The sequence below is a fragment of the Streptomyces sp. NPDC029296 genome (assembly GCF_055569255.1).
Genome location: NZ_JBVHXT010000022.1, coordinates 59,614 through 79,240, shown reverse-complemented (window position 1 = coordinate 79,240; position 19,627 = coordinate 59,614). Strand labels below are relative to the sequence as shown.

Sequence of the window (19,627 nt, the reverse complement as noted above, 5' to 3'; positions counted from 1 at the left end):
TCCCGTTCGCTGAGGAGCCGCCCCGAACATTCTCCCTTTGGATAGGAAGGCGTGTTTTGTCCTTTTCCAAGACCCCGCGAGAGGGGGGAACGGGGGGGGGGGGGGCGCCCTCCCCCCCCCCCCCCCCGGGATCGCGTGGGGTATCCGCCGCCTTTTCGGCGGGGACGGCTCAGCCGGTGCCGGCGGCCGGCCCGGCCGTCAGCCAGGTCTCGACCGCCTCGGCGGTGGCCTCCGCATGGTCCTCCAATATCGTGAAGTGGGTGCCGGGGACGTCGGCCGGCTGGTGTTCGGCGGGCCAGAGCGCCCGCCAGTCGCCGGTTCCGGGGCCGGTGGCGAAGGACTCGGTGGGCCGCACGAACAGCACGGGCGCGGTCAGGGCGCCCGGCAGGCAGTGCTGGATGAGGTCGCTGTAGCGGCTCATCGCGGCGAGGCGGGCGGTGCCGAAGCCGCCGAGGGCGGACTCGCGGGCCAGCATCCCGTCGAACATCTGCCGCCACAGCTCGTCCTTGCCGTCGTCCCCGGGCAGATAGGTGTCCAGCAGCACCACGCCGGCGGCCGGCCGGCCCTCCTTCTCCATGATCTCGGCCGCCGCGTGGGCGAACTGGCCGCCGGAGGAGTACCCGACGAGCACGTACGGCCGTTCGTCCGGGCAGGCCCGGCGGATGCCCTCGACGACCGCCTCCAGCACCGCGTCCACGGAGAGCGGCAGCGGTTCCCCGGGGGCGAAGCCGGGCATCGCGGGCACGAGGACGTCCCGGCGGCCCTCGAAGTGCCGGGCGAAGCGGGCGTACTGGTGGGCGCCGCCGAGGGCCATCGGCGAGGGCAGGCAGACCAGGCGGGGGCCGGCGGGGCCGGTGGCCGGCCGCACCGGGTCGGCGAGGTCGCCGAGTTCGGCGAGGCGGGAGAAACCGGGGAGGATGCCGGCGACGGTGCGCAGCAGGTCGACGGCCTGGCCCATGCGTCCGTCGGCCGCCGCGTGCCGCACGAGTCCGGCGACCGTGTCGAGTCCGGCGGCGCCGTCCGGGGCCGGTGGGCCGCCGGCCAGGTGGGCGCGCAGGGCGGCGGCGAGGGCGGCCGGGGTGCGGTGGTCGAAGACGGCACCGGCCGGCAGGGGGGTGCCGAGGGCCGCGCCGAGGGCGGCGCGGAGTTCGGCGGCGGAGACGGAGTCCAGTCCGGTCTCCAGGAAGACGGCGTCGGGTTCGACGGCCTCCGGTCCGCTGTGGCCGAGGACGGCGGCGGTCTGCGCCCGCACCAGGTCCGTGAGCAGGGTCTCCTGTTCGGCCGGCCCCGCCTCGGCCAGCCGTCGCCGCAGGGGTTCGGCCGCCGCGGGCCCGGTGGCCGGGGCGGGTGCCGCGGGTTCGGTCAGGGGACCGGCGGTGAGGGGCACGTCGGCGTCGAGCCAGTAGCGCGCGTGCTGGAAGGCGTAGGTGGGCAGGTCGGCGCGGGCCGTGCCGGGGAAGATCGCGGCCCAGTCGGGGGCGAGGCCGTCGGTGTGGAGGCGGGCGAGGCCGGCCGCCAGGGCGGCGGGTTCGGCGCCGTGGCGGCGGCCGAGCGCGACCAGGAGGGCGCCGTCGGTCTCCGGGCAGGCGCGGGCGAGGCCGGTGAGGACGGCGTCGGGGCCGAGTTCCACGAAGCGGCCGGCCCCGGCGGCGGCGAGGGCGGCGACCGCGTCGGCGAACCGGACCGTCTCCCGCACCTGCCGCACCCAGTAGCCGGGGTCGCCGAGTTCCCCGTCCTCGGCGAGGCGGCCGGTGAGGGTGGACACCAGCGGGACGCGCGGCGCGTGGAAGGTGAGCCGGCCGGCCACGGCGCGGAACTCGTCGAGCATGCCGTCCATCAGGGGCGAGTGGAAGGCGTGCGAGACGGTGAGCCGCCGGGCCTTGGGGAAGCCCCCGGCGGCGGCGAGCACCGCCTCCTCCTCGCCGGAGAGGACCACCGATCCGGGGCCGTTGACCGCGGCGAGGGCGACCCGGCCGTCCAGCAGCGGCCGTACCTCCTCCTCGGTGGCCCGTACGGCGACCATCGCGCCGCCCTCCGGCAGTGCCTGCATCAGCCGGCCGCGGGCGGCGACCAGGGCGCAGGCGTCGTCCAGGTCGAGGACGCCCGCCGCGTGGGCGGCGGCGATCTCCCCGACGGAGTGCCCGGCGAGCAGGTCGGGCCGCACCCCGAAGGACTCCAGCAGCCGGAACAGGGCGACCTCGTACGCGAACAGCGCGGGCTGGGCGTACCCGGTGCGGTGGACGGCGTCGGGGTCGTCGCCCGCGAGCACCCCGGCCAGGTCCAGGCCGAGCCGGGCCTCGACGGCGTCGAAGGCGTCGGCGAACACCGGGTAGCGGGCGCGCAGTTCGAGGCCCATGCCGGGGCGCTGGGCGCCCTGCCCGGTGAACAGGAACGCGGTACGGGTGCCGGGGCGCGCCCGGCCGGTGACGGCGGTGGGCGCGGGGGCCTGGGTGGCGAGGGCGCGCAGCCCGGCCAGCAGTTCCTCGCGGTCGGCGCCGGTGACGGCCGCCCGGTGGTCGAAGGCGGTGCGCCGGGTGCCGAGGGCGCGGGCGACGGCGGCCGGGTGCGCTCCGGGCCGGTCCGCGAGGAACGCGTGCAGCCGGGCGGCCTGGGCGGGCAGGGCGGACGCGGAGCGGGCGGACAGCGGCCAGACGACGGCGGGCGCGTCCGGTTCGGCGTCCACCGGGTCCTCGGCGGGTGCCTCCTCGACGAGGACGTGGGCGTTGGTGCCGCTGATGCCGAAGGAGGACACCCCGGCCCGGCGCGGCCGGTCCGTGGCCGGCCACGGACGTTCCCCGGTCAGCAGCCGTACGTTGCCCGCCTCCCAGTCGACCTTCGTGGACGGCGCGTCGACGTGCAGGGTCCTGGGCAGCACGCCGTGGCGCATCGCCATGACCATCTTGATGATCCCGGCGACCCCGGCGGCGGCCTGGGTGTGCCCGATGTTCGACTTGACGGAGCCCAGCCACAGCGGCTCCTCGCGGTCCTGGCCGTAGGTGGCCAGCAACGCCTGCGCCTCGATCGGGTCGCCCAGCGTCGTCCCCGTGCCGTGCGCCTCCACCACGTCCACGTCGGCCGCCGACAGCCGGGCGGCGGCCAGCGCCTGCCGGATCACCCGCTGCTGGGACGGACCGTTGGGGGCGGTGAGGCCGTTGGAGGCGCCGTCCTGGTTGACGGCGGAGCCCCGGACGACGGCCAGCACCGGATGCCCGTTGCGGCGGGCGTCGCTCAGCCGCTCCAGCACCAGGACGCCCAGCCCCTCGGAGAACCCGGTGCCGGCCGCGTCGTCGGCGAAGGAACGGCACCGCCCGTCCGGGGAGAGCGCGCCCTGCCGGCTGAACTCCACATAGGTGCCCGGCGAGGCCATCACCGTCACTCCCCCGGCCAGCGCCAGCGTGCACTCCCCCTGCCGCAGCGCCTGGACGGCCAGGTGCAGGGTGACCAGCGACGAGGAGCAGGCGGTGTCGACGCTGAGCGTGGGCCCCTCCAGGCCCAGGGTGTAGGCGACGCGGCCGGAGACGATACTGCCGGAGCCGAAGCTGCCGAAGTAGTCGTGGTACATGACGCCCGCGAAGACGCCGGTGCGGGAGCCGCGCAGCCCGGCGGGGTCGATCCCGGCGTTCTCCAGGGCCTCCCACGAGCCTTCGAGGAGCAGCCGCTGCTGCGGGTCCATCACGAGGGCCTCGTTGGGGGCGATGCCGAAGAACGCGGCGTCGAAGTCGCCCGCGTCGTGCAGGAATCCGCCGTGCCGGGTGTACGACCGGCCCGGTGTGCCCGGGGCCGGGTCGTACAGGTCCGGGTCCCAGCCGCGGTCGGCGGGGAACTCGGTGATGCCCTCGCCGCCGCCCGCGACCAGCCGCCACAGCTCCTCCGGGGAGCGGACGCCGCCCGGGTAGCGGCAGGCCATGCCGACGATCGCGACCGGTTCCCGGGCCGCCGCGGTCAGCGCGCGGTTGCGTTCCCGCAGCCGCTCGATCTCCTTCAGCGAGGCGCGCAACGCCTCGACCATCCTGGTGTCCGGCATCTCGGACTCGGCCATGGTCCTCTTCCTTGTCGCGGGCGTCGTCACAGGGCGTCGTCGTCCCCGACGAGATCGTCGAGCGCCATGCTGATCAGGCTCTCGGCGTCCATCGCGTCGATCGGGGCGCGGCCGGCTCCGCCGTCGTCGGCCGGGGCCGGCGCGGGCCGCAGTCCGGCGAGTTCGAGCAGGCTGTCCAGCAGGCCGGCCTCGCGCAGCCGCGCCACCGGGAGCGCGGCGAGCGCGGCCCGTACGGTGTCCTCCTCGGCGCGCGGCCCGTCCGGTGTGCGCGGGGCCAGTTCGGCGCCGAGGTGACCGGCGAGCGCGGCCGGGGTGGGGTGGTCGAAGACGAGGGTGGCGGTCAGCCGCAGACCGGTGGCCTGGTTGAGCCGGTTGCGGAACTCCACGGCCGTCAGCGAGTCGAACCCCAGGTCCTTGAAGGGCAGTTCGTCGGCGAACTCCTCGGTGCCGAGGACCGCGCGGGCCTCGTCCCGTACCAGCCGCAGCAGCCGTTCACCCCGCTCCTCGGGCGCCAGCCCGGCCAGTTCGCGACGCAGGGCCGTCGCGGCGGCCGGTGCCCCGGGCCCGGCCGGGCGCGGCGCCCGTACCAGGGAGCGCAGCAGCGGGGCGACGCGGGCGGCCTCGCGCGGGGCGAGGTCCAGGCGGGCCGGCAGCAGCACCGGTTCCGGGCGGCCGACGGCCGTGTCGAACAGGGCGAGCCCGGCCTCGGCGTCCAGGGCGAGCATCCCGCCGTCGGTGACGCGCCGGGCGTCGGCGCCGGTGAGCCGGTCGGCCATGCCGCCGCTGCCCGCCCAGGCGCCCCAGGCGAGCGAGACGGCGGGCAGGCCGAGCAGGCGGCGGTGGGCGGCGAGGGCGTCGAGGAAGGCGTTGCCGGCGGCGTAGCCGGACTGGCCGGGGCTGCCGAGCAGGCCGGCGGCGGAGGAGAACAGCACGAACGCCGTCAGGGGCCGCTCGCGGGTCAGTTCGTGCAGGTTCCAGGCGGCGTCCAGCTTGGGCCGCAGCACGGTGTCCAGCCGCTCGGGCGTGAGCGAGGTCAGCACGGCGTCGGCGAGGACGCCGGCGGTGTGCACGACGGCGCCGACCGGGTGCTCGTCCAGGACCCGGGCGAGGGCGGCGCGGTCGGCGGCGTCGCAGGCGACGATCGTCACCCGGGCACCGAGCGCGGTCAGTTCCTCCCGCAGCCCGGCCGCGCCCGGCGCCTCGGGGCCGCCCCGGCTGAGCAGCACCAGCCGGTCGGCGCCGTGCGCGGTGACCAGGTGCCGGGCGACCAGCCGGCCCAGGGCGCCGGTGCCGCCGGTGACCAGCACGCCGCCGGTGAAGCCGGGCGGGGCGGCCTCGGGCAGGCGCGGGGCGCGCACCAGCCGGGGGACGCACAGCGTGCCGTCGCGGAGCGCGAGCTGGGGTTCGCCGCAGGCGACGGCGGCGGGCAGCAGCCGGCGGGACGCCTCGGTGCCGTCCAGGTCGGCGAGGACGAGGCGGCCCGGGTGCTCGGACTGGGCGGAGCGGAGCAGGCCCCACGCGGCGCCCGCGCCGGGGTCGGTGACGTCTCCCGGGCCCGTCGCGCCGTGGGTCGCCACCACCAGGGTGGAGTCGGCGGACCGGGGGTCGGCCAGCCAGTCGCGTACCTGGGCGAGCAGGCGGTGCAGACCGGCGCGGACCGCGTCGGCGCCCTCCCCCGCGGGGTGCAGGAGGACCAGGGTGGAGGGGGCCTGGGCGGCGGCCTCGGCCGGGCTGGCGGCGACGGTGACCTCGGCGACCTCGCCCGCCAGGGCGGCGGCCAGTTCCTCGCGGCCGGGGCCGAGGACGGTCCACCGCCCGGCCTGCGGGGCGGCGGGCGCGGCGGCGGGCACCCAGTCCAGGGCGAACAGGTCGTCGTGGCCGCCCGCGGCGGCCGCCGCGATGCGCTGCGGGTCCACCTCCCGCAGCGCCAGCGACGCCACCCGCGCCACCGGACGGCCGGTGGCGTCGGCGGCCTCGATCCGCACCGCGCCGGTGCCGGCCGGGGCGATGCGCACCCGCAGGGCGGTCGCGCCCGGCGCGTGCAGCTCCACGCCGCCCCAGGCGAACGGCAGGGTCATGCGCTCCTCGGCTCCCGCGCGCAGGGCGAGGGCGTGCAGGGCGGCGTCGAACAGCGCCGGGTGCAGGCCGAACTCGGCGGTGGTGCCGGGTACGGCGACCTCGGCGTACACCTCGTCGCCGCGCCGCCAGGCGGCCCTGAGGCCCTGGAAACGGGGCCCGTACTCGGCGCCCAGCCCGGCCAGCCGCTCGTAGACGCCGTCCAGGGCGACCGGTTCGGCGCCGGGCGGCGGCCAGGCGGCCGGGCCCGGGACGGGCCGCTCCCCGGCGGGGCGCAGCACTCCGGTGGCGTGGGTGGTCCAGGGGTCGCCGTCGGCCCGGGCGGCGTACACGCGGAAGGCGCGGGCGCCGGTGGCGTCGGGTTCGCCGGCCGTGCACTGGAGGCGGACGGCGCCGTCCTCGGGCAGCGGCAGCGGTTCGGTGACGGTCAGGTCCTCGACCGTGGCGCAGCCGGTGCGGGCCCCGGCGGCGAGGGCCATCTCCAGGAAGGCGGTGCCGGGCAGCAGCGGCACCCCGCCCACGCGGTGGTCGGCCAGCCACGGCTGGTCGGCCAGGGAGAGGTGCCCGGTGTACAGGAGGGAGTCGGCGCCGGCGAGTTCGACGGCGGTGCCGAGCAGCGGATGCCCGTCGGCCGGACGCGCGGGGCCCGGGTCGCCGGTCATCCAGTAACGGGCGCGCTGGAAGGGGTAGGTGGGCAGGTCGGCGGCGTCGCGGTGGGGCAGCAGCGCCGTCCAGTCGACGGCGGTGCCGCGCACGTGCAGGGCCGCGAGCCCGGCGAGCAGCGCCTCGGTCTCCTCGCGGTCCTTGCGCAGCAGCGGTACGACGGCCGCCTGCTCGGGCAGGCACGCACCGGCCGCGGCGGTCAGCGCGCTGCCGGGGCCGACCTCGGCGAAGTGCCGTACGCCCGCGTCGTGCAGGGCGGTGACGGCGTCGGCGAAGCGGACGGCCTCGCGGGCGTGCCGCACCCAGTAGTCGGGGCCGGACAGCTCGTCGGGGGCGGCCGGGGCGCCGGTGAGGGTGGACACCAGCGGGATGCGCGCGGTCCCGTACGACACGGAGGCGGCGACCTCGCGGAACGCGGCCAGCATCGGTTCCGTCAGGGACGAATGGAAGGCGTGGCTGACGGCCAGTTCCTTGGTGCGCGCGAAGCGGGCGGCCAGCGCGCGGGCCGGTCCGGCGGGCCCGGAGACGACGAGGGAGGCGGGACCGTTGACGGCGGCGATGTCCACGCCGTCGCCGAGCAGCGGCGCGACCTCCTCCTCGGTGGCCTGTACGGCGATCATCGCGCCGCCCTCGGGCAGGGCCTGCATCAGCCGGCCGCGGGCGGCGACCAGGGCGCAGGCGTCCTCCAGCCCGAGCACGCCCGCGACATGGGCGGCGGCGAACTCGCCGACGGAGTGCCCGGCGAGCAGGTCGGGCCGCACGCCGAAGGACTCCAGCAGCCGGTGGAGGGCGACTTGGACGGCGAACAGCGCGGGCTGGGTGTACTCGGTGCGCTCCAGCAGTTCGGCGGAGTCCAGGACGTCGGCGAGCGGCCGGTCCAGCAGCGGGTCGAGGTGGGCGCGGACCTCGTCGAAGGCGGCGGCGAAGGCCGGGAAGTCCGCCGCGAGGCGGGTGCCCATGCCGGGCAGCTGCGAGCCCTGGCCGGAGAAGAGGAAGGCGAGCCGGCCGTCGGCGGCGGTGCCGAGCACCCCGGCCGGGGGTGTGCGGCCGTCGGCCACGGCCCGCAGCCCTGCGGTCAGTTCGTCCCGGGTGCGGCCGAGGACGGCGGCCCGGTGGCCGAGCCGGGTACGGGCGTGGGCGAGGGCGCCCGCGAGCCGGTACGGGTCGGTGTCCGGGGCGGCGGACAGGTGGTCCAGCAGCCGGGCGGCCTGGGCGCGCAGGGCGTCGGGAGTATGCCCGGACAGCAGCCATGGCACGGTGCCGACGGCCGGGGCGGCGGGCTCTTCGGCGGGTTCCCCGGCGGGCGCGGCCTCGATGACGACATGGGCGTTGGTGCCGGAGATGCCGAAGGAGGAGACGCCCGCGCGGCGCGGACGGCCCGGGTCCGGCCAGGGGCGGTTCTCGGTGAGCAGCCGGACGTTGCTCCCCTCCCACTCCACGTGCCGGGTGGGCCGGTCCACGCCCAGGCTGGCGGGCAGGGTCTCGTGGCGCAGCGCCTCGACCATCTTGATGACACCGGCGACACCGGCGGCGGCCTGGGTGTGGCCCAGGTTGGACTTGACCGAGCCGAGCCACAGCGGGCGGTCGCCGGTGTGCTCGGCGCCGTAGGTGGCGATCAGCGCCTGCGCCTCGATGGGGTCGCCGAGGGTGGTGCCGGTGCCGTGCGCCTCGACCACGTCGACCTCGGCGGCGGGGACACCGGCCGCTTCGAGGGCGCGGCGGATGACGCGCTGCTGGGCGGGCCCGTTGGGGGCGCTGATGCCGTTGGAGGCGCCGTCCTGGTTGACGGCGGTGCCGCGCAGCACGGCGAGGATCCGGCGGCCGTGGCGGCGGGCGTCGGAGAGCCGCTCCAGCAGCAGCACGCCGGCGCCCTCGCCGAAGCCGGTGCCGTCGGCGGCGTCCGCGAACGGCTTGCAGCGGCCGTCCCGGGACAGGCCCCGGTGCCGGCTGAACTCCACGAAGGTGCCCGGGGTGGCCATGACGGTCACTCCCCCGGCCAGCGCCAGCGAGCAGTCGCCCTGCCGCAGCGCCTGGGCGGCCAGGTGCAGCGCGACCAGCGAGGAGGAGCAGGCGGTGTCGACGGAGAGGGTCGGCCCCTCCAGGCCGAGGGTGTAGGCGACGCGGCCGGAGACCACGCTGCCGGAGCCGTAGCTGCCGAAGTAGTCGTGGTACATGACGCCCGCGAACACGCCCGTGTCGGAGCCGCGCAGGGTCGCCGGGTCGATGGAGGCCCTCTCCAGCGCCTCCCAGGAGGTCTCCAGCAGCAGCCGCTGCTGGGGGTCGGTGACCTGGGCCTCCTCGTCGTCCATGGCGAAGAACGCGGGGTCGAAGCCGGCGGCGTCGTACAGGAAGGCGCCGTGCCGGGTGTAGCTGGTGCCGGGACGGTCCAGGGTGGGGTCGTAGAGGCGGTCGAGGTCCCAGCCCCGGTCGGTGGGGAACTCGCCGACGGCGTCCCGGCCTTCGGCGACCAGCCGCCACAGGTCCTCCGGGGAGGCGATGCCGCCGGGGAAGCGGCAGGCCATGCCGATGACGGCGATCGGTTCGTCGTCGGCGGCGCCGCGGGGGGCGGTGCGGGCGGGTGCCGCGGCCAGGGCGCCGGTGAGTTCGCCGAGCAGGTGGTGGGCGAGGCCGGCCGGTGTGGGGTGGTCGAAGACGAGGGTGGCGGGCAGTTTCAGGCCGGTCGCCGCGGTGAGCCGGTTGCGCAGTTCGACGGCGGCCAGGGAGTCGAAGCCGAGTTCCCGGAAGGCCAGGGTGCTGCCGACGTCCTCGGCGGAGCGGTAGCCGAGGATGGTGGCGACGTGGCCGCGCACGAGGTCGGTGAGGAACGGCTCGCGTCCGGCCGCCGGCAGCCCCGCGAGCCGGTCGCGCAGCGCGTCGGCACCGGCCGCGGTCCGCACGCCGGCCGCGCCGGCCCGGCGTACCGGCACCAGGGCGCGGAACAGCGGGGCCGGGTCGGTGTCCTGGGCGCGCAGCGCGGCCAGGTCCAGCCGCACCGGCAGCACGGCCGGGTCGGCGCCGCGGAGGGCGGCGTCGAACAGGGCGACGCCCTCCTCGGTGGCCAGCGGGGCGACGCCGCCGCGGGCGATCCGGCCGAGGTCGCTCTCGCCGAGGTCGCCGGTCATGCCGCCGGCCTGCGCCCACAGGCCCCAGGCCAGGGAGTGCGCGGGCAGCCCGAGCGAGCGGCGGTGTACGGCGAGGGCGTCGAGGTAGGCGTTGGCGGCGGCGTAGTTGGCCTGGCCGGGCGAGCCGAGCGTGGCGGCGGAGGAGGAGAACAGCACGAACGCCGACAGGTCCCGGTCCGCGGTGAGTTCGTGCAGGTTCCAGGCGGCGTCCGCCTTCGGCCGGAACACGGTGTCGAGCCGCTCCGGGGTGAGCGAGGAGAGCACGCCGTCGGCGAGGACACCGGCCGCGTGGATCACGGCGGTCAGCGGCCGGTCGGCGGGTACGGCGTCCAGTACGGCGGCGAGCGCCGCGCGGTCGGCGACGTCGCAGGCGACACTGGTCGCCTCGGCACCCAGCCCGGCGAGTTCGCCGGCCAGATCGCCGGCACCTCCGCTCCGGCTCACCAGCAGCAGGCTCCGCACCCCCCGTTCGACGACCAGATGCCGGGCCACGATCCGCCCGAGCGCCCCGGTGGCGCCGGTGAGCAGGACGGTGCCGGCACCGAGCCCGGCCTCCGGGGCGGCGTCTCCGGTGGCATCTCCGGTGGCGGCCGCCGCGGGGAGCGGTGCGGGGGCGGGAGCCGGCTCGGCCGGGCCCGCCGTGCCGGCGGCGGCCGGAGTCCCGGGCGATCCGCCGGCGGCCGGCGCTTCGGTGGTGACGCGGACCAGGCGGGGCACCCTCCACTCGCCCTCGTGGAACGCCACGTGGGGTTCGCCCAGCGTCGCCGCTTCGGGGAGGCGTTCGGGGGCCGGCGGCGTGTCGGACTCGACCAGGACGATGCGGCCGGGGTTCTCCGACTGGGCCGAGCGGACCAGGCCGCCGACGGCGGCGCCCGCCGGGTCGGTGCCGGTGACGACGAGGAGGGGGGTGTCGGCGAGGCCGTCGTCGGCCAGTCTGGCGCGCAGTTCGTCCAGGACCGTGCCGACGGCCGCCCGGGCGTCGGCGGCGCTCACCCCGGCCGGGGCCCGCACCGCCTCCACCCGGCCGGCCGGCGCCGCGACCGGCGCGGCCGGCACCCAGGCGACCCGGTACAGCGCGCCCGCGCGGGGCACCCGGGCCGCGGCGGCCAGCGCCTCGGTGCGCAGGGGCCGCAGGGTGAGCGAGTCGACGGTGGCGACGGGGGCGCCCGCGGGATCGGCGAGCGTGAGGGAGACGGTGCCCTCGCCGGTGGGCCGGACGCGGACGCGCAGCGCGGTCGCGCCGGTGGCGTGCAGCCGTACCCCGGACCAGGCGAACGGCAGCAGGGCCTCCTCGCCGGCCGCGTCGGTGAGGCCGACGGTGTGCAGGGCGGCGTCGGACAGCGCGGGGTGCAGCCCGAACCCGTCGGGCACGGCGTCGGTGGCGACCTCCGCGTACAGGCCGTCGGCGGCACGCCAGGCGGCGCGCAGGCCCTGGAACAGGGGCCCGTAGCCGAGGCCGAGGCCGGCCAGGTCGTCGTACAGGCCGTCGAGCGGGACGGGATCGGCGTCCCGTGGGGGCCAGTCGGTGAGCGGGTCCGCGGGGGCGGGCAGGGTGCCGGTGGGGGCGAGCAGGCCGTCGGCGTGCCGGGTCCACGGCAGTTCCTCGTCCGGGCTCTCGGGCCGCGACCAGATGCCGACCGGTCGGGTGTCGCCCTCGGGCGGGCCGACGGTGACCTGGAGCTGTACGGCGCCGTGGTCGGGGAGGATCAGCGGCGCGTGCAGGGTGAGTTCGGCGATGTCGCCGCAGCCGACCTGGTCGCCGGCGCGCAGCGCGAGTTCCAGGTGCCCGGTGCCAGGGAAGAGCAGCCGGCCGCCCACCCGGTGGTCCGCCAGCCAGGGCTGGGTGGCGGCGGACAGCCGGCCGGTGAGCACGGCGCCCTCGGCGTCGGCGCGGACCATCGCGGCGCCGAGCAGGGCGTGGTCGGTCGGGGCGAGTCCGGCGGAGGTGACGTCGGCGCCGCCGGCGGTGCTGTCGAGCCAGTACCGCTCGCGCTGGAAGGCGTAGCCGGGCAGCGGCACCCGGCGGGGCCGGCGGCCCTCGGCGACGGCGGCCCAGTCGACGGCGGCGCCGTGCGTGAACGCCTCGCCCAGCGCGGTCAGCAGCCGGTCCCGGCCGCCCTCGTCACGGCGCAGGGAGCCTACGGCGGCCACCGCGTCGTCGGTCTCCTGGATGCCGACGGTGAGCACCGGGTGCGGGCTGGCCTCGATGAACAGCTGGTGCCCGGCGGCGACGGCGGCCCGTACCGCCTGCTCGAACAGCACGGTTCCGCGCAGGTTGGTGTACCAGTAGTCGGCGCCGAGCCCGGTGGTGTCGAGCAGGCCGCCGGTGACGGTGGAGTAGAACGGCACCCGGGTGGCGCGCGGCTCTATGCCGTCGAGGTCTTCGGCGAGGCGGGCGCGCAGGGTCTCGACGTGGGCGCTGTGCGAGGCGTAGTCCACGGGCAGGCGCTTGGCGCGGACCTTCTCCGCGCGCAGCAGGGCGAGGAGTTCGTCGAGGGCGTCGGGGTCGCCGGAGACCACCGTGGAGGCGGCGCCGTTGACGGCGGCGACCGACAGCCGGCCGCCGAAGGCGGCGAGCCGCGCGCGGACCGCGTCGGCGCCCTCGCCGACCGACATCATGCCGCCGGAGCCGGACAGCAGTTCGGCGATGGCCTGGGAGCGCAGGGCGACGACGCGGGCGCCGTCGGCGAGGGAGAGCGCGCCGGTCGCGCAGGCGGCGGCGATCTCGCCCTGGGAGTGGCCGATGACGGCGGCCGGGGTGACGCCGTAGGCGCTCCAGGTGTGCGCGAGGGACACCATCACGGCCCACAGCAGCGGCTGGACGACGTCCACGCGGTCCAGGTCGCCGCGCAGCTCGGTGGCGAAGTCCCAGTCGGTGTAGGGGGCCAGGGCGGCGGCGCACTCGGCCATGCGGGCGGCGAACACCGGGGACTCGTCGAGGAGCCGGGTGGCCATGCCGGACCACTGGGAGCCCTGTCCGGGGAAGACGAACACGGGCCGGGCGCGGCCGGCGGCGGTGCCCTGGACGAGGGCGCGGGCGGTGGTGCCGTCGGCCAGCGCCGCGAGGGCGCCGCGCAGTTCGGCCGGGTCGGTCCCGATGATCGAGGCGCGGTGGGCGAAGCGGGCGCGGGTGGTGGCGAGCGACCAGCCGATGTCGGACGGGTCGAGGCCGGGGTGGGTGTCGAGGTGGCCGAGGAGGGCCGCGGCCTGCCCGGCGAGCGCGGCGGGCGTCCTGGCGCTGAGCAGCCAGGGCGCGGCGAGCCCCTGGGGCGCGGGGTGCGCGGGCTCGGCGGGGGCGGGCGGGGCCTGTTCGAGGATGACGTGGGCGTTGGTGCCGCTGATGCCGAAGGAGGACACCCCGGCCCGGCGCGGCCGGTCCGGGGCCGGCCACGGACGTTCCTCGGTCAGCAGCCGTACGTTCCCCGCGTCCCAGTCGACCTTCGTGGACGGCTTGTCCACGTGCAGGGTCCTGGGCAGCACGCCGTGGCGCATCGCCATGACCATCTTGATGATCCCGGCGACCCCGGCGGCGGCCTGGGTGTGCCCGATGTTCGACTTGACGGAGCCCAGCCACAGCGGCTCCTCACGGTCCTGGCCATAGGTGGCCAGCAGCGCCTGCGCCTCGATCGGGTCGCCCAGCGTCGTCCCCGTGCCGTGCGCCTCCACCACGTCCACGTCGGTGGTGGTGAGGCGGGCGTTGTCCAGGGCCTCACGGATGACGCGTTCCTGAGCGGGCCCGTTGGGGGCGGTGAGGCCGTTGGAGGCGCCGTCCTGGTTGACGGCGGAGCCCCGGACCAGGGCGAGGACCCGGTGGCCGTTGCGGCGGGCGTCGGAGAGGCGTTCCACGACCAGCACGCCGACTCCCTCGCCCCACACGGTGCCGCCCGCCGCGTCGGCGAAGGCGCGGGTGCGGGCGTCGGGGGCGAGCGCGCCCTGCCGGCTGAACTCGACGAACGTCTCCGGGGTGGCCATGACGGCGACACCGCCGACCAGCGCGAGGCCGGACTCGCCCTGCCGCAGGGACTGGGCGGCCAGGTGCAGCGCCACCAGGGAGGAGGAGCAGGCGGTGTCGACGGAGAGGGAGGGGCCCTCCAGGCCCAGGGTGTAGGCGACGCGGCCGGAGATGATGCTGCCGGAGCCGAAGCTGCCGAAGTAGTCGTGGTACTGCACGCCGGCGAACACGCCGGTGCGGCTGCCCTTGAGGGTGTGCGGGTCGATGCCGGCGTCCTCCAGCGCCTCCCAGGACGTCTCCAGCAGCAGCCGCTGCTGGGGGTCCATGACGAGGGCCTCCTTGGGGCTGATGCCGAAGAAGGCGGCGTCGAAGTCGCCCGCGTCGTGCAGGAACCCGCCCTCGCCGACGTAGGAGGTGTCGGGGCGCCGCCGGGTGGGGTCGACGATCCGGTCCACGTCCCAGCCGCGGTCGGCGGGGAAGGCGGTGATGGCGTCGGTGCCGCCGGCGACCAGCCGCCACAGGTCCTCCGGGGTGCGCACGTCGCCCGGGTAGCGGCAGGCCAGGCCGACGATCGCCAGCGGCTCGTCGGCGCGGGCCGTGCGGGCGCGCCGGTCGCCGCGCGCCGCGGCCGGGGCGTCGCCCACCAGGGTGCCGAGGTGGGTGGCGAGCGCTTCGGGCGAGGGGTGGTCGAAGACGAGGGTGGCGCTCAGCCGCCGGCCCAGTTCGGCGGAGAGGGAGTTGCGCAGTTCGATGGCGGCGAGCGAGTCGAAGCCGAGGTCCTTGAACGCCCGGTCGGTCTCCACGCCGTCCGGGTCGGCGTGCCCGAGGACGGCGGCGACATGGGCGCGGACCGTGTGCAGCAGCGCCTCGGCGCGCTCATCGGCGTTCAGGGCGGCCAGCCGCTCGGCGAAGCCGGCGCCGGTGCCCTCGGCGGCGGCCTCCCGGCGCACCGGGCGGCCCGCCAGGGCCCGGAAGACGGGCGCGAGGCCGGGGCCCTGGGCGCGCAGCGCGGGCAGGCTCAGCCGTACCGGGGCCAGGGCGGGACGGCCGGCCCCGAGCGCCCGGTCGAACAGGGCGGTGCCCTCCTCGGCGGACAGGGCGGTCATGCCGCCCCGGCTCATCCGGGCGCGGTCCGCCTCGTCGAGGGTGCCGGTCATGCCGCCGGTGGGTGCCCAGGGGCCCCAGGCCAGCGACAGGGCGGGGGCGCCCTGGGCGTGCCGGTGCGCGGCCAGGGCGTCCAGGAGGGCGTTGGCGGCGGCGTAGTTGCCCTGGCCGGGGGCGCCGACGGTGCCGGCGACGGAGGAGAACAGCACCAACGCGGTGCGCTCGTCGGTCAGTTCGTGCAGGTGGAGGGCGCCGATGGCCTTCGGTGCGAGGACGGTGTCGACGCGTTCGGGGGTGAGGGCGAGGACCACGCCGTCGTCCAGGACGCCGGCGGCGTGCACGACCGCGGTGAGGGGGCGGTCGGCCGTGATGCCGGCCAGGACGGCGGCGAGGCGGTCCCGGTCGGCGGTGTCGCAGGCGTGGGCGGTCGCGGTGGCGCCGAGGGCCGCCAGATCGGCGACCAGGTCGTCGGCGGTGCCGGAGCGGCTGAGCAGCGCGAGGTGCCGTACGCCGTGCGCGGTGACCAGATGACGGGCGAGGACCCGGCCGAGGCCGCCGGTGGCGCCGGTCAGCAGGACGGTGCCCTCGGGATCGAAGGTGGGGCCGGGGGCGCCGGCGGGGAGTTGGGCGCGTATCAGGCGGGCGGCGCGGGCGGTGCCCTCGCGCACGGCGAGCTGGGGTTCGCCGGTGGCGAGGGCGCCGGGCAGGAGGGCGGTGGCGTCCGCGCCGGGTTCGAGGTCGAGCAGGGTGAACCGGTCGGGGTGCTCGGACTGCGCGGACCGCACCAGGCCCCATACGGCGGCGCCGGCCAGGTCGGGCACGTCCTCGCCGGCGACGCTCACCGCGCCCCGGGTGACCACGGCCAGCGGGCGGGGGTCGTCGTCCTGGAGGGCGGCGAGCGCGGTGTGCAGGGCCTGGCGGACGGCGTCGGGCGTGGACCCCGGGGTGCTGTGCAGCACCCGGTGGCCGGGGTCGGGGGCGTCGGTGTCCAGGGGCAGCGGCTGCCAGTCGAGGGTGAACAGGGCGTCCGCGGCGGGGTCGTGGTCGGTGAGGCGGGTGAGCGGGCGGGAGGTCAGCGAGGCGACCGTGGCGACGGGGGCGCCGCCGGCGTCGGCCAGGTCGACGGCGAAGGCGTGGTCGCCGGCGGGCGTGAGCCGGGCGCGCAGCACGGAGGCGCCGGTGGCGTGCAGGGTGACCCCCGCGAACGCGAACGGCAGCCGGGCGGTGTCGTCGGCGGATCCGTCGCCGAGCAGGGCGAGGGAGTGCAGGGCGGCGTCGAACGCGGCCGGGTGCAGGCCGAAGCGGGGCGCGTCGGCGGCGGGCCGCTCGGGCAGCCGTACCTCGGCGAACAGTTCCCCGTCGCGCCGCCAGGCGGCCGTCAGCGCCCGGAAGACGGGTCCGTACTCCAGTCCGGCGGCGGCGTGCCGCTCGTACAGGCCGCCGATGTCGAGCGCTTCGGCGTCCTCGGGGGGCCAGTCGTCCAGGCGGGTGCCCGGGGCGGCGGGGCCGGGGGTGAGCAGGCCGGAGGCGTGCGCGGTCCACGGGGCGTCGGCGGGCAGGCTCTCGGCGCGGGCGTACACGTGCACCGTACGGGCGCCGGCGGCGTCGGGCGCGCCGACGGCGACCTGGACCCGCACCCCGTCGTCCACGGGCAGCGCCAGCGGTGTCTCCAGGGCGAGTTCGTCCAGGTGGGCGCAGCCGACCTGGTCGCCGGCGCGGACGGCGAGTTCGACCATGGCGGTGCCGGGGACGACGATCCGGCCGCCGACGACGTGGTCGGCGAGCCAGGGGTGGGTGCGCGCCGACAGCCGGCCGGTGAGGACGGCGCCGTCGGTGTCGGCGAGGACGGTGGCGGCACCGAGCAGCGGGTGGTCGGCGGAGTCGAGTCCCACGGAGCCGACGTCGCCGGCGGTCGCGGTCGTCTCGGGCCAGAACCGTTCGCGCTGGAAGGCGGTGGTGGGCAGGTCGACGGTGCGGGCGCCGGTGAACAGCGCGGTCCAGTCCACGGGGGCGCCGGAGGTGTACAGCCGGGCGAGGGCGGTGAGCAGGGTCTCGGTCTCGTCGCGGTCGCGGCGGGCGGCGGCGGCCAGGACGGCGTCGCCGTCGGTGCCGGCGGGGGTGTCGTCGGTGGTCAGGCAGTCGCGGGCCATGGCGGTCAGCACGGCGTCCGGGCCGACCTCGAGGTAGCGGGTGACACCCGCGGCGGCGAGGGCGCGGATCCCGTCGTGGAAGCGGACCGCCTCGCGCACGTGCCGCACCCAGTAGTCGGGGGAGGCGATGTCCTGGGTGGCGAGGGCGCCGGTGACGTTGGAGACGACGGGGACGGTGGCCCGGTGGAAGGTCAGGGACTCCACGACCGTCCGGAAGGCGGCCAGCATCGGTTCCATCAGGGGCGAGTGGAAGGCGTGCGAGACCGCGAGCCGGCGGCTCTTGCCGAAGCGGGCGGCCACCGCCTCGGCCTCGGCGGCGTCGCCGGAGATCACCACGGAACGGGGGCCGTTGACGGCGGCGATGCCGATCCGCTCGGTGAGCAGCGGCCGGACCTCCTCCTCGGTGGCGCGTACGGCGATCATCGCGCCGCCCTCGGGCAGTTCCTGCATCAGCCGGCCGCGCGCGGCCACCAGCGTGGTCGCGTCCTTCAGGTCCAGGACGCCCGCCACATGGGCGGCGGCTATCTCGCCGACGGAGTGCCCGGCCAGGTAGTCGGGGGTGACTCCCCAGGACTCCAGCAGCCGGTACAGGGCGACTTCGTAGGCGAACAGCGCGGTCTGGGTGCGGGAGGTGCGGCGCAGCGGCTCGGGGTCGTCGCCGAGGACGAGGTCGCGCAGGTCGTCGTCGCCGGTCAGCGCGCAGATCTCGTCGAAGGCGCGGGCGAACACCGGGAAGCGGGCGTGCAGTTCGCGGCCCATGCCGGCGCGCTGGGCGCCCTGGCCGGTGAACAGGAAGGCGGTCTGGCCCTTGCGGACCCGGCCCGTGGCGGCGCCCCGGCCGCCCTCGGCGACGCCGGTCAGGGCGGACAGCAGTTCGTCGCGGCCGGCGCCGAGGACGACGGCCCGGTACGGGTGGGCGGTGCGGGTGGCGGCCAGGGAGTGCGCGACGTCCACCGGATCCGCCTCGCCGACGGCGGCGGCGAGGCGGGCGGCCTGCTCGCGCAGGGCGCGTTCGGTGCGGCCCGAGACCACCCAGGGCACCAGCGGCGGCGCCGTACGCGGCTCCTCCTCCCCCGCCTCCCCGGCTTCCTCGGCGGGGGCCTCCTCCAGGATGGTGTGGGCGTTGGTGCCGCTGGCGCCGAAGGAGGAGACGGCGGCCCGGCGCGGCCGGCCGGGGTCGGTCCAGGGCCGGTTCCCGGTCAGCAGCCGGATGTCGCCCTGTGCCCAGTCGACCTTGGTGGAGGGCTGCTCGGCGTGCAGCGTCCTCGGCAGGACCCGGTGCCGCATCGCCATGACCGCCTTGATGATGCCGGCGACGCCGGCGGCGGCCTGGGTGTGCCCGATGTTGGACTTCACCGAGCCGAGCCACAGCGGCTGTTCGCGGCCCTGGCCGTAGGTGGCGAGCAGCGCCTGCGCCTCGATGGGGTCGCCGAGGGTGGTGCCGGTGCCGTGCGCCTCCAGCAGGTCCACGTCGGCCGGGCCGAGCCCGGCGGAGGCCAGCGCGGCGCGGATGACGCGCTGCTGGGAGGGGCCGTTGGGGGCGGTCAGGCCGTTGGAGGCGCCGTCCTGGTTGACGGCGGAGCCGCGGACGACGGCCAGCACCTCGTGGCCGTTGCGGCGGGCGTCGGAGAGCCGCTCCAGCACCAGCATGCCGGCGCCCTCGCTCCAGCCGGTGCCGTCGGCGGCGGCCGCGAAGGACTTGCAGCGGCCGTCTGCGGCGAGGCCGCGCTGCCGGCTGAAGGCGATGAAGTTGCCCGGCGTGGACATCACGGTGGCGCCGCCCGCCAGGGCGAGGGTGCACTCCTTGTTGCGCAGGGCCTGGACGGCGAGGTGCACCGCGACGAGCGCCGAGGAGCAGGCGGTGTCGATGGTGACGGCCGGGCCCTCCAGGCCGAGGGTGTAGGAGATGCGGCCGGAGATGACGGCGGCCAGCACGCCGGTGCCGAGCGCGGCCTCACTGTCGTCGGGCATCCGGGCCAGCAGGTCCTTGTAGTCCTGGCCGTTGGTGCCGGCGAACACGCCGACGCGGGTGCCGTGCGCCGCGTCGGGGGCGATCCGGGCGCGTTCCAGGGCCTCCCACGACACCTCCAGCAGCAGCCGCTGCTGGGGGTCCATCGCCAGCGCCTCGCGGGGGCTGATGCCGAAGAAGTCCGGTTCGAAGCCGGCCGCGTCGGTGAGGAACCCGCCGCGGGTGACGTAGCTCTTGCCGGTGGCGTCCGGGTCGGGGTCGTACAGCGCGTCGATGTCCCAGCCGCGGTCGTCGGGGAAGTCGCCGATGGCGTCGGTGCCGTCGTGGACGAGCCGCCAGAACTCCTCCGGGGTGGTCACACCGCCGGGGAAGCGGCAGCTCATCCCGACGATGGCGATGGGTTCCCGGTCCTGGGCCTCCACCTCGCGCAGCCGCCGGCGGGTCTGGGCCAGGTCGGCGGAGACCCGCTTGAGGTAGGAGAGCAGCTTTTCGTCGTTGGTCATCGGGTGTCGCCACTCCTGTGCGAAGAGGTGGACCGCGGTGCGGCCGGGG

General features: G+C 77.3%; 2 protein-coding genes. Both read right to left on the bottom strand.

Annotated features, from left to right (window positions below):
• Positions 1-169: 169 nt before the first annotated feature.
• On the bottom strand, positions 170-4,069 hold the full coding sequence (locus ACZ4W9_RS20460) for a type I polyketide synthase (RefSeq protein ID WP_467937688.1): 3,900 nt from the start codon (positions 4,067-4,069) through the stop codon (positions 170-172).
• On the bottom strand, positions 4,066-19,578 hold the full coding sequence (locus tag ACZ4W9_RS20455; RefSeq protein ID WP_467937686.1) for an SDR family NAD(P)-dependent oxidoreductase: 15,513 nt from the start codon (positions 19,576-19,578) through the stop codon (positions 4,066-4,068). Before ACZ4W9_RS20455 ends, ACZ4W9_RS20460 begins: the two co-directional genes overlap by 4 nt.
• Between the last annotated feature and the right edge of the window lie 49 nt (positions 19,579-19,627).

Coding starts and splice junctions, on each gene's coding strand:
- ACZ4W9_RS20455 (WP_467937686.1), bottom strand. CDS start 19,578: ATGACCAACGACGAAAAGCTGCTCTCCTACCTCAAGCGGGTCTCCGCC.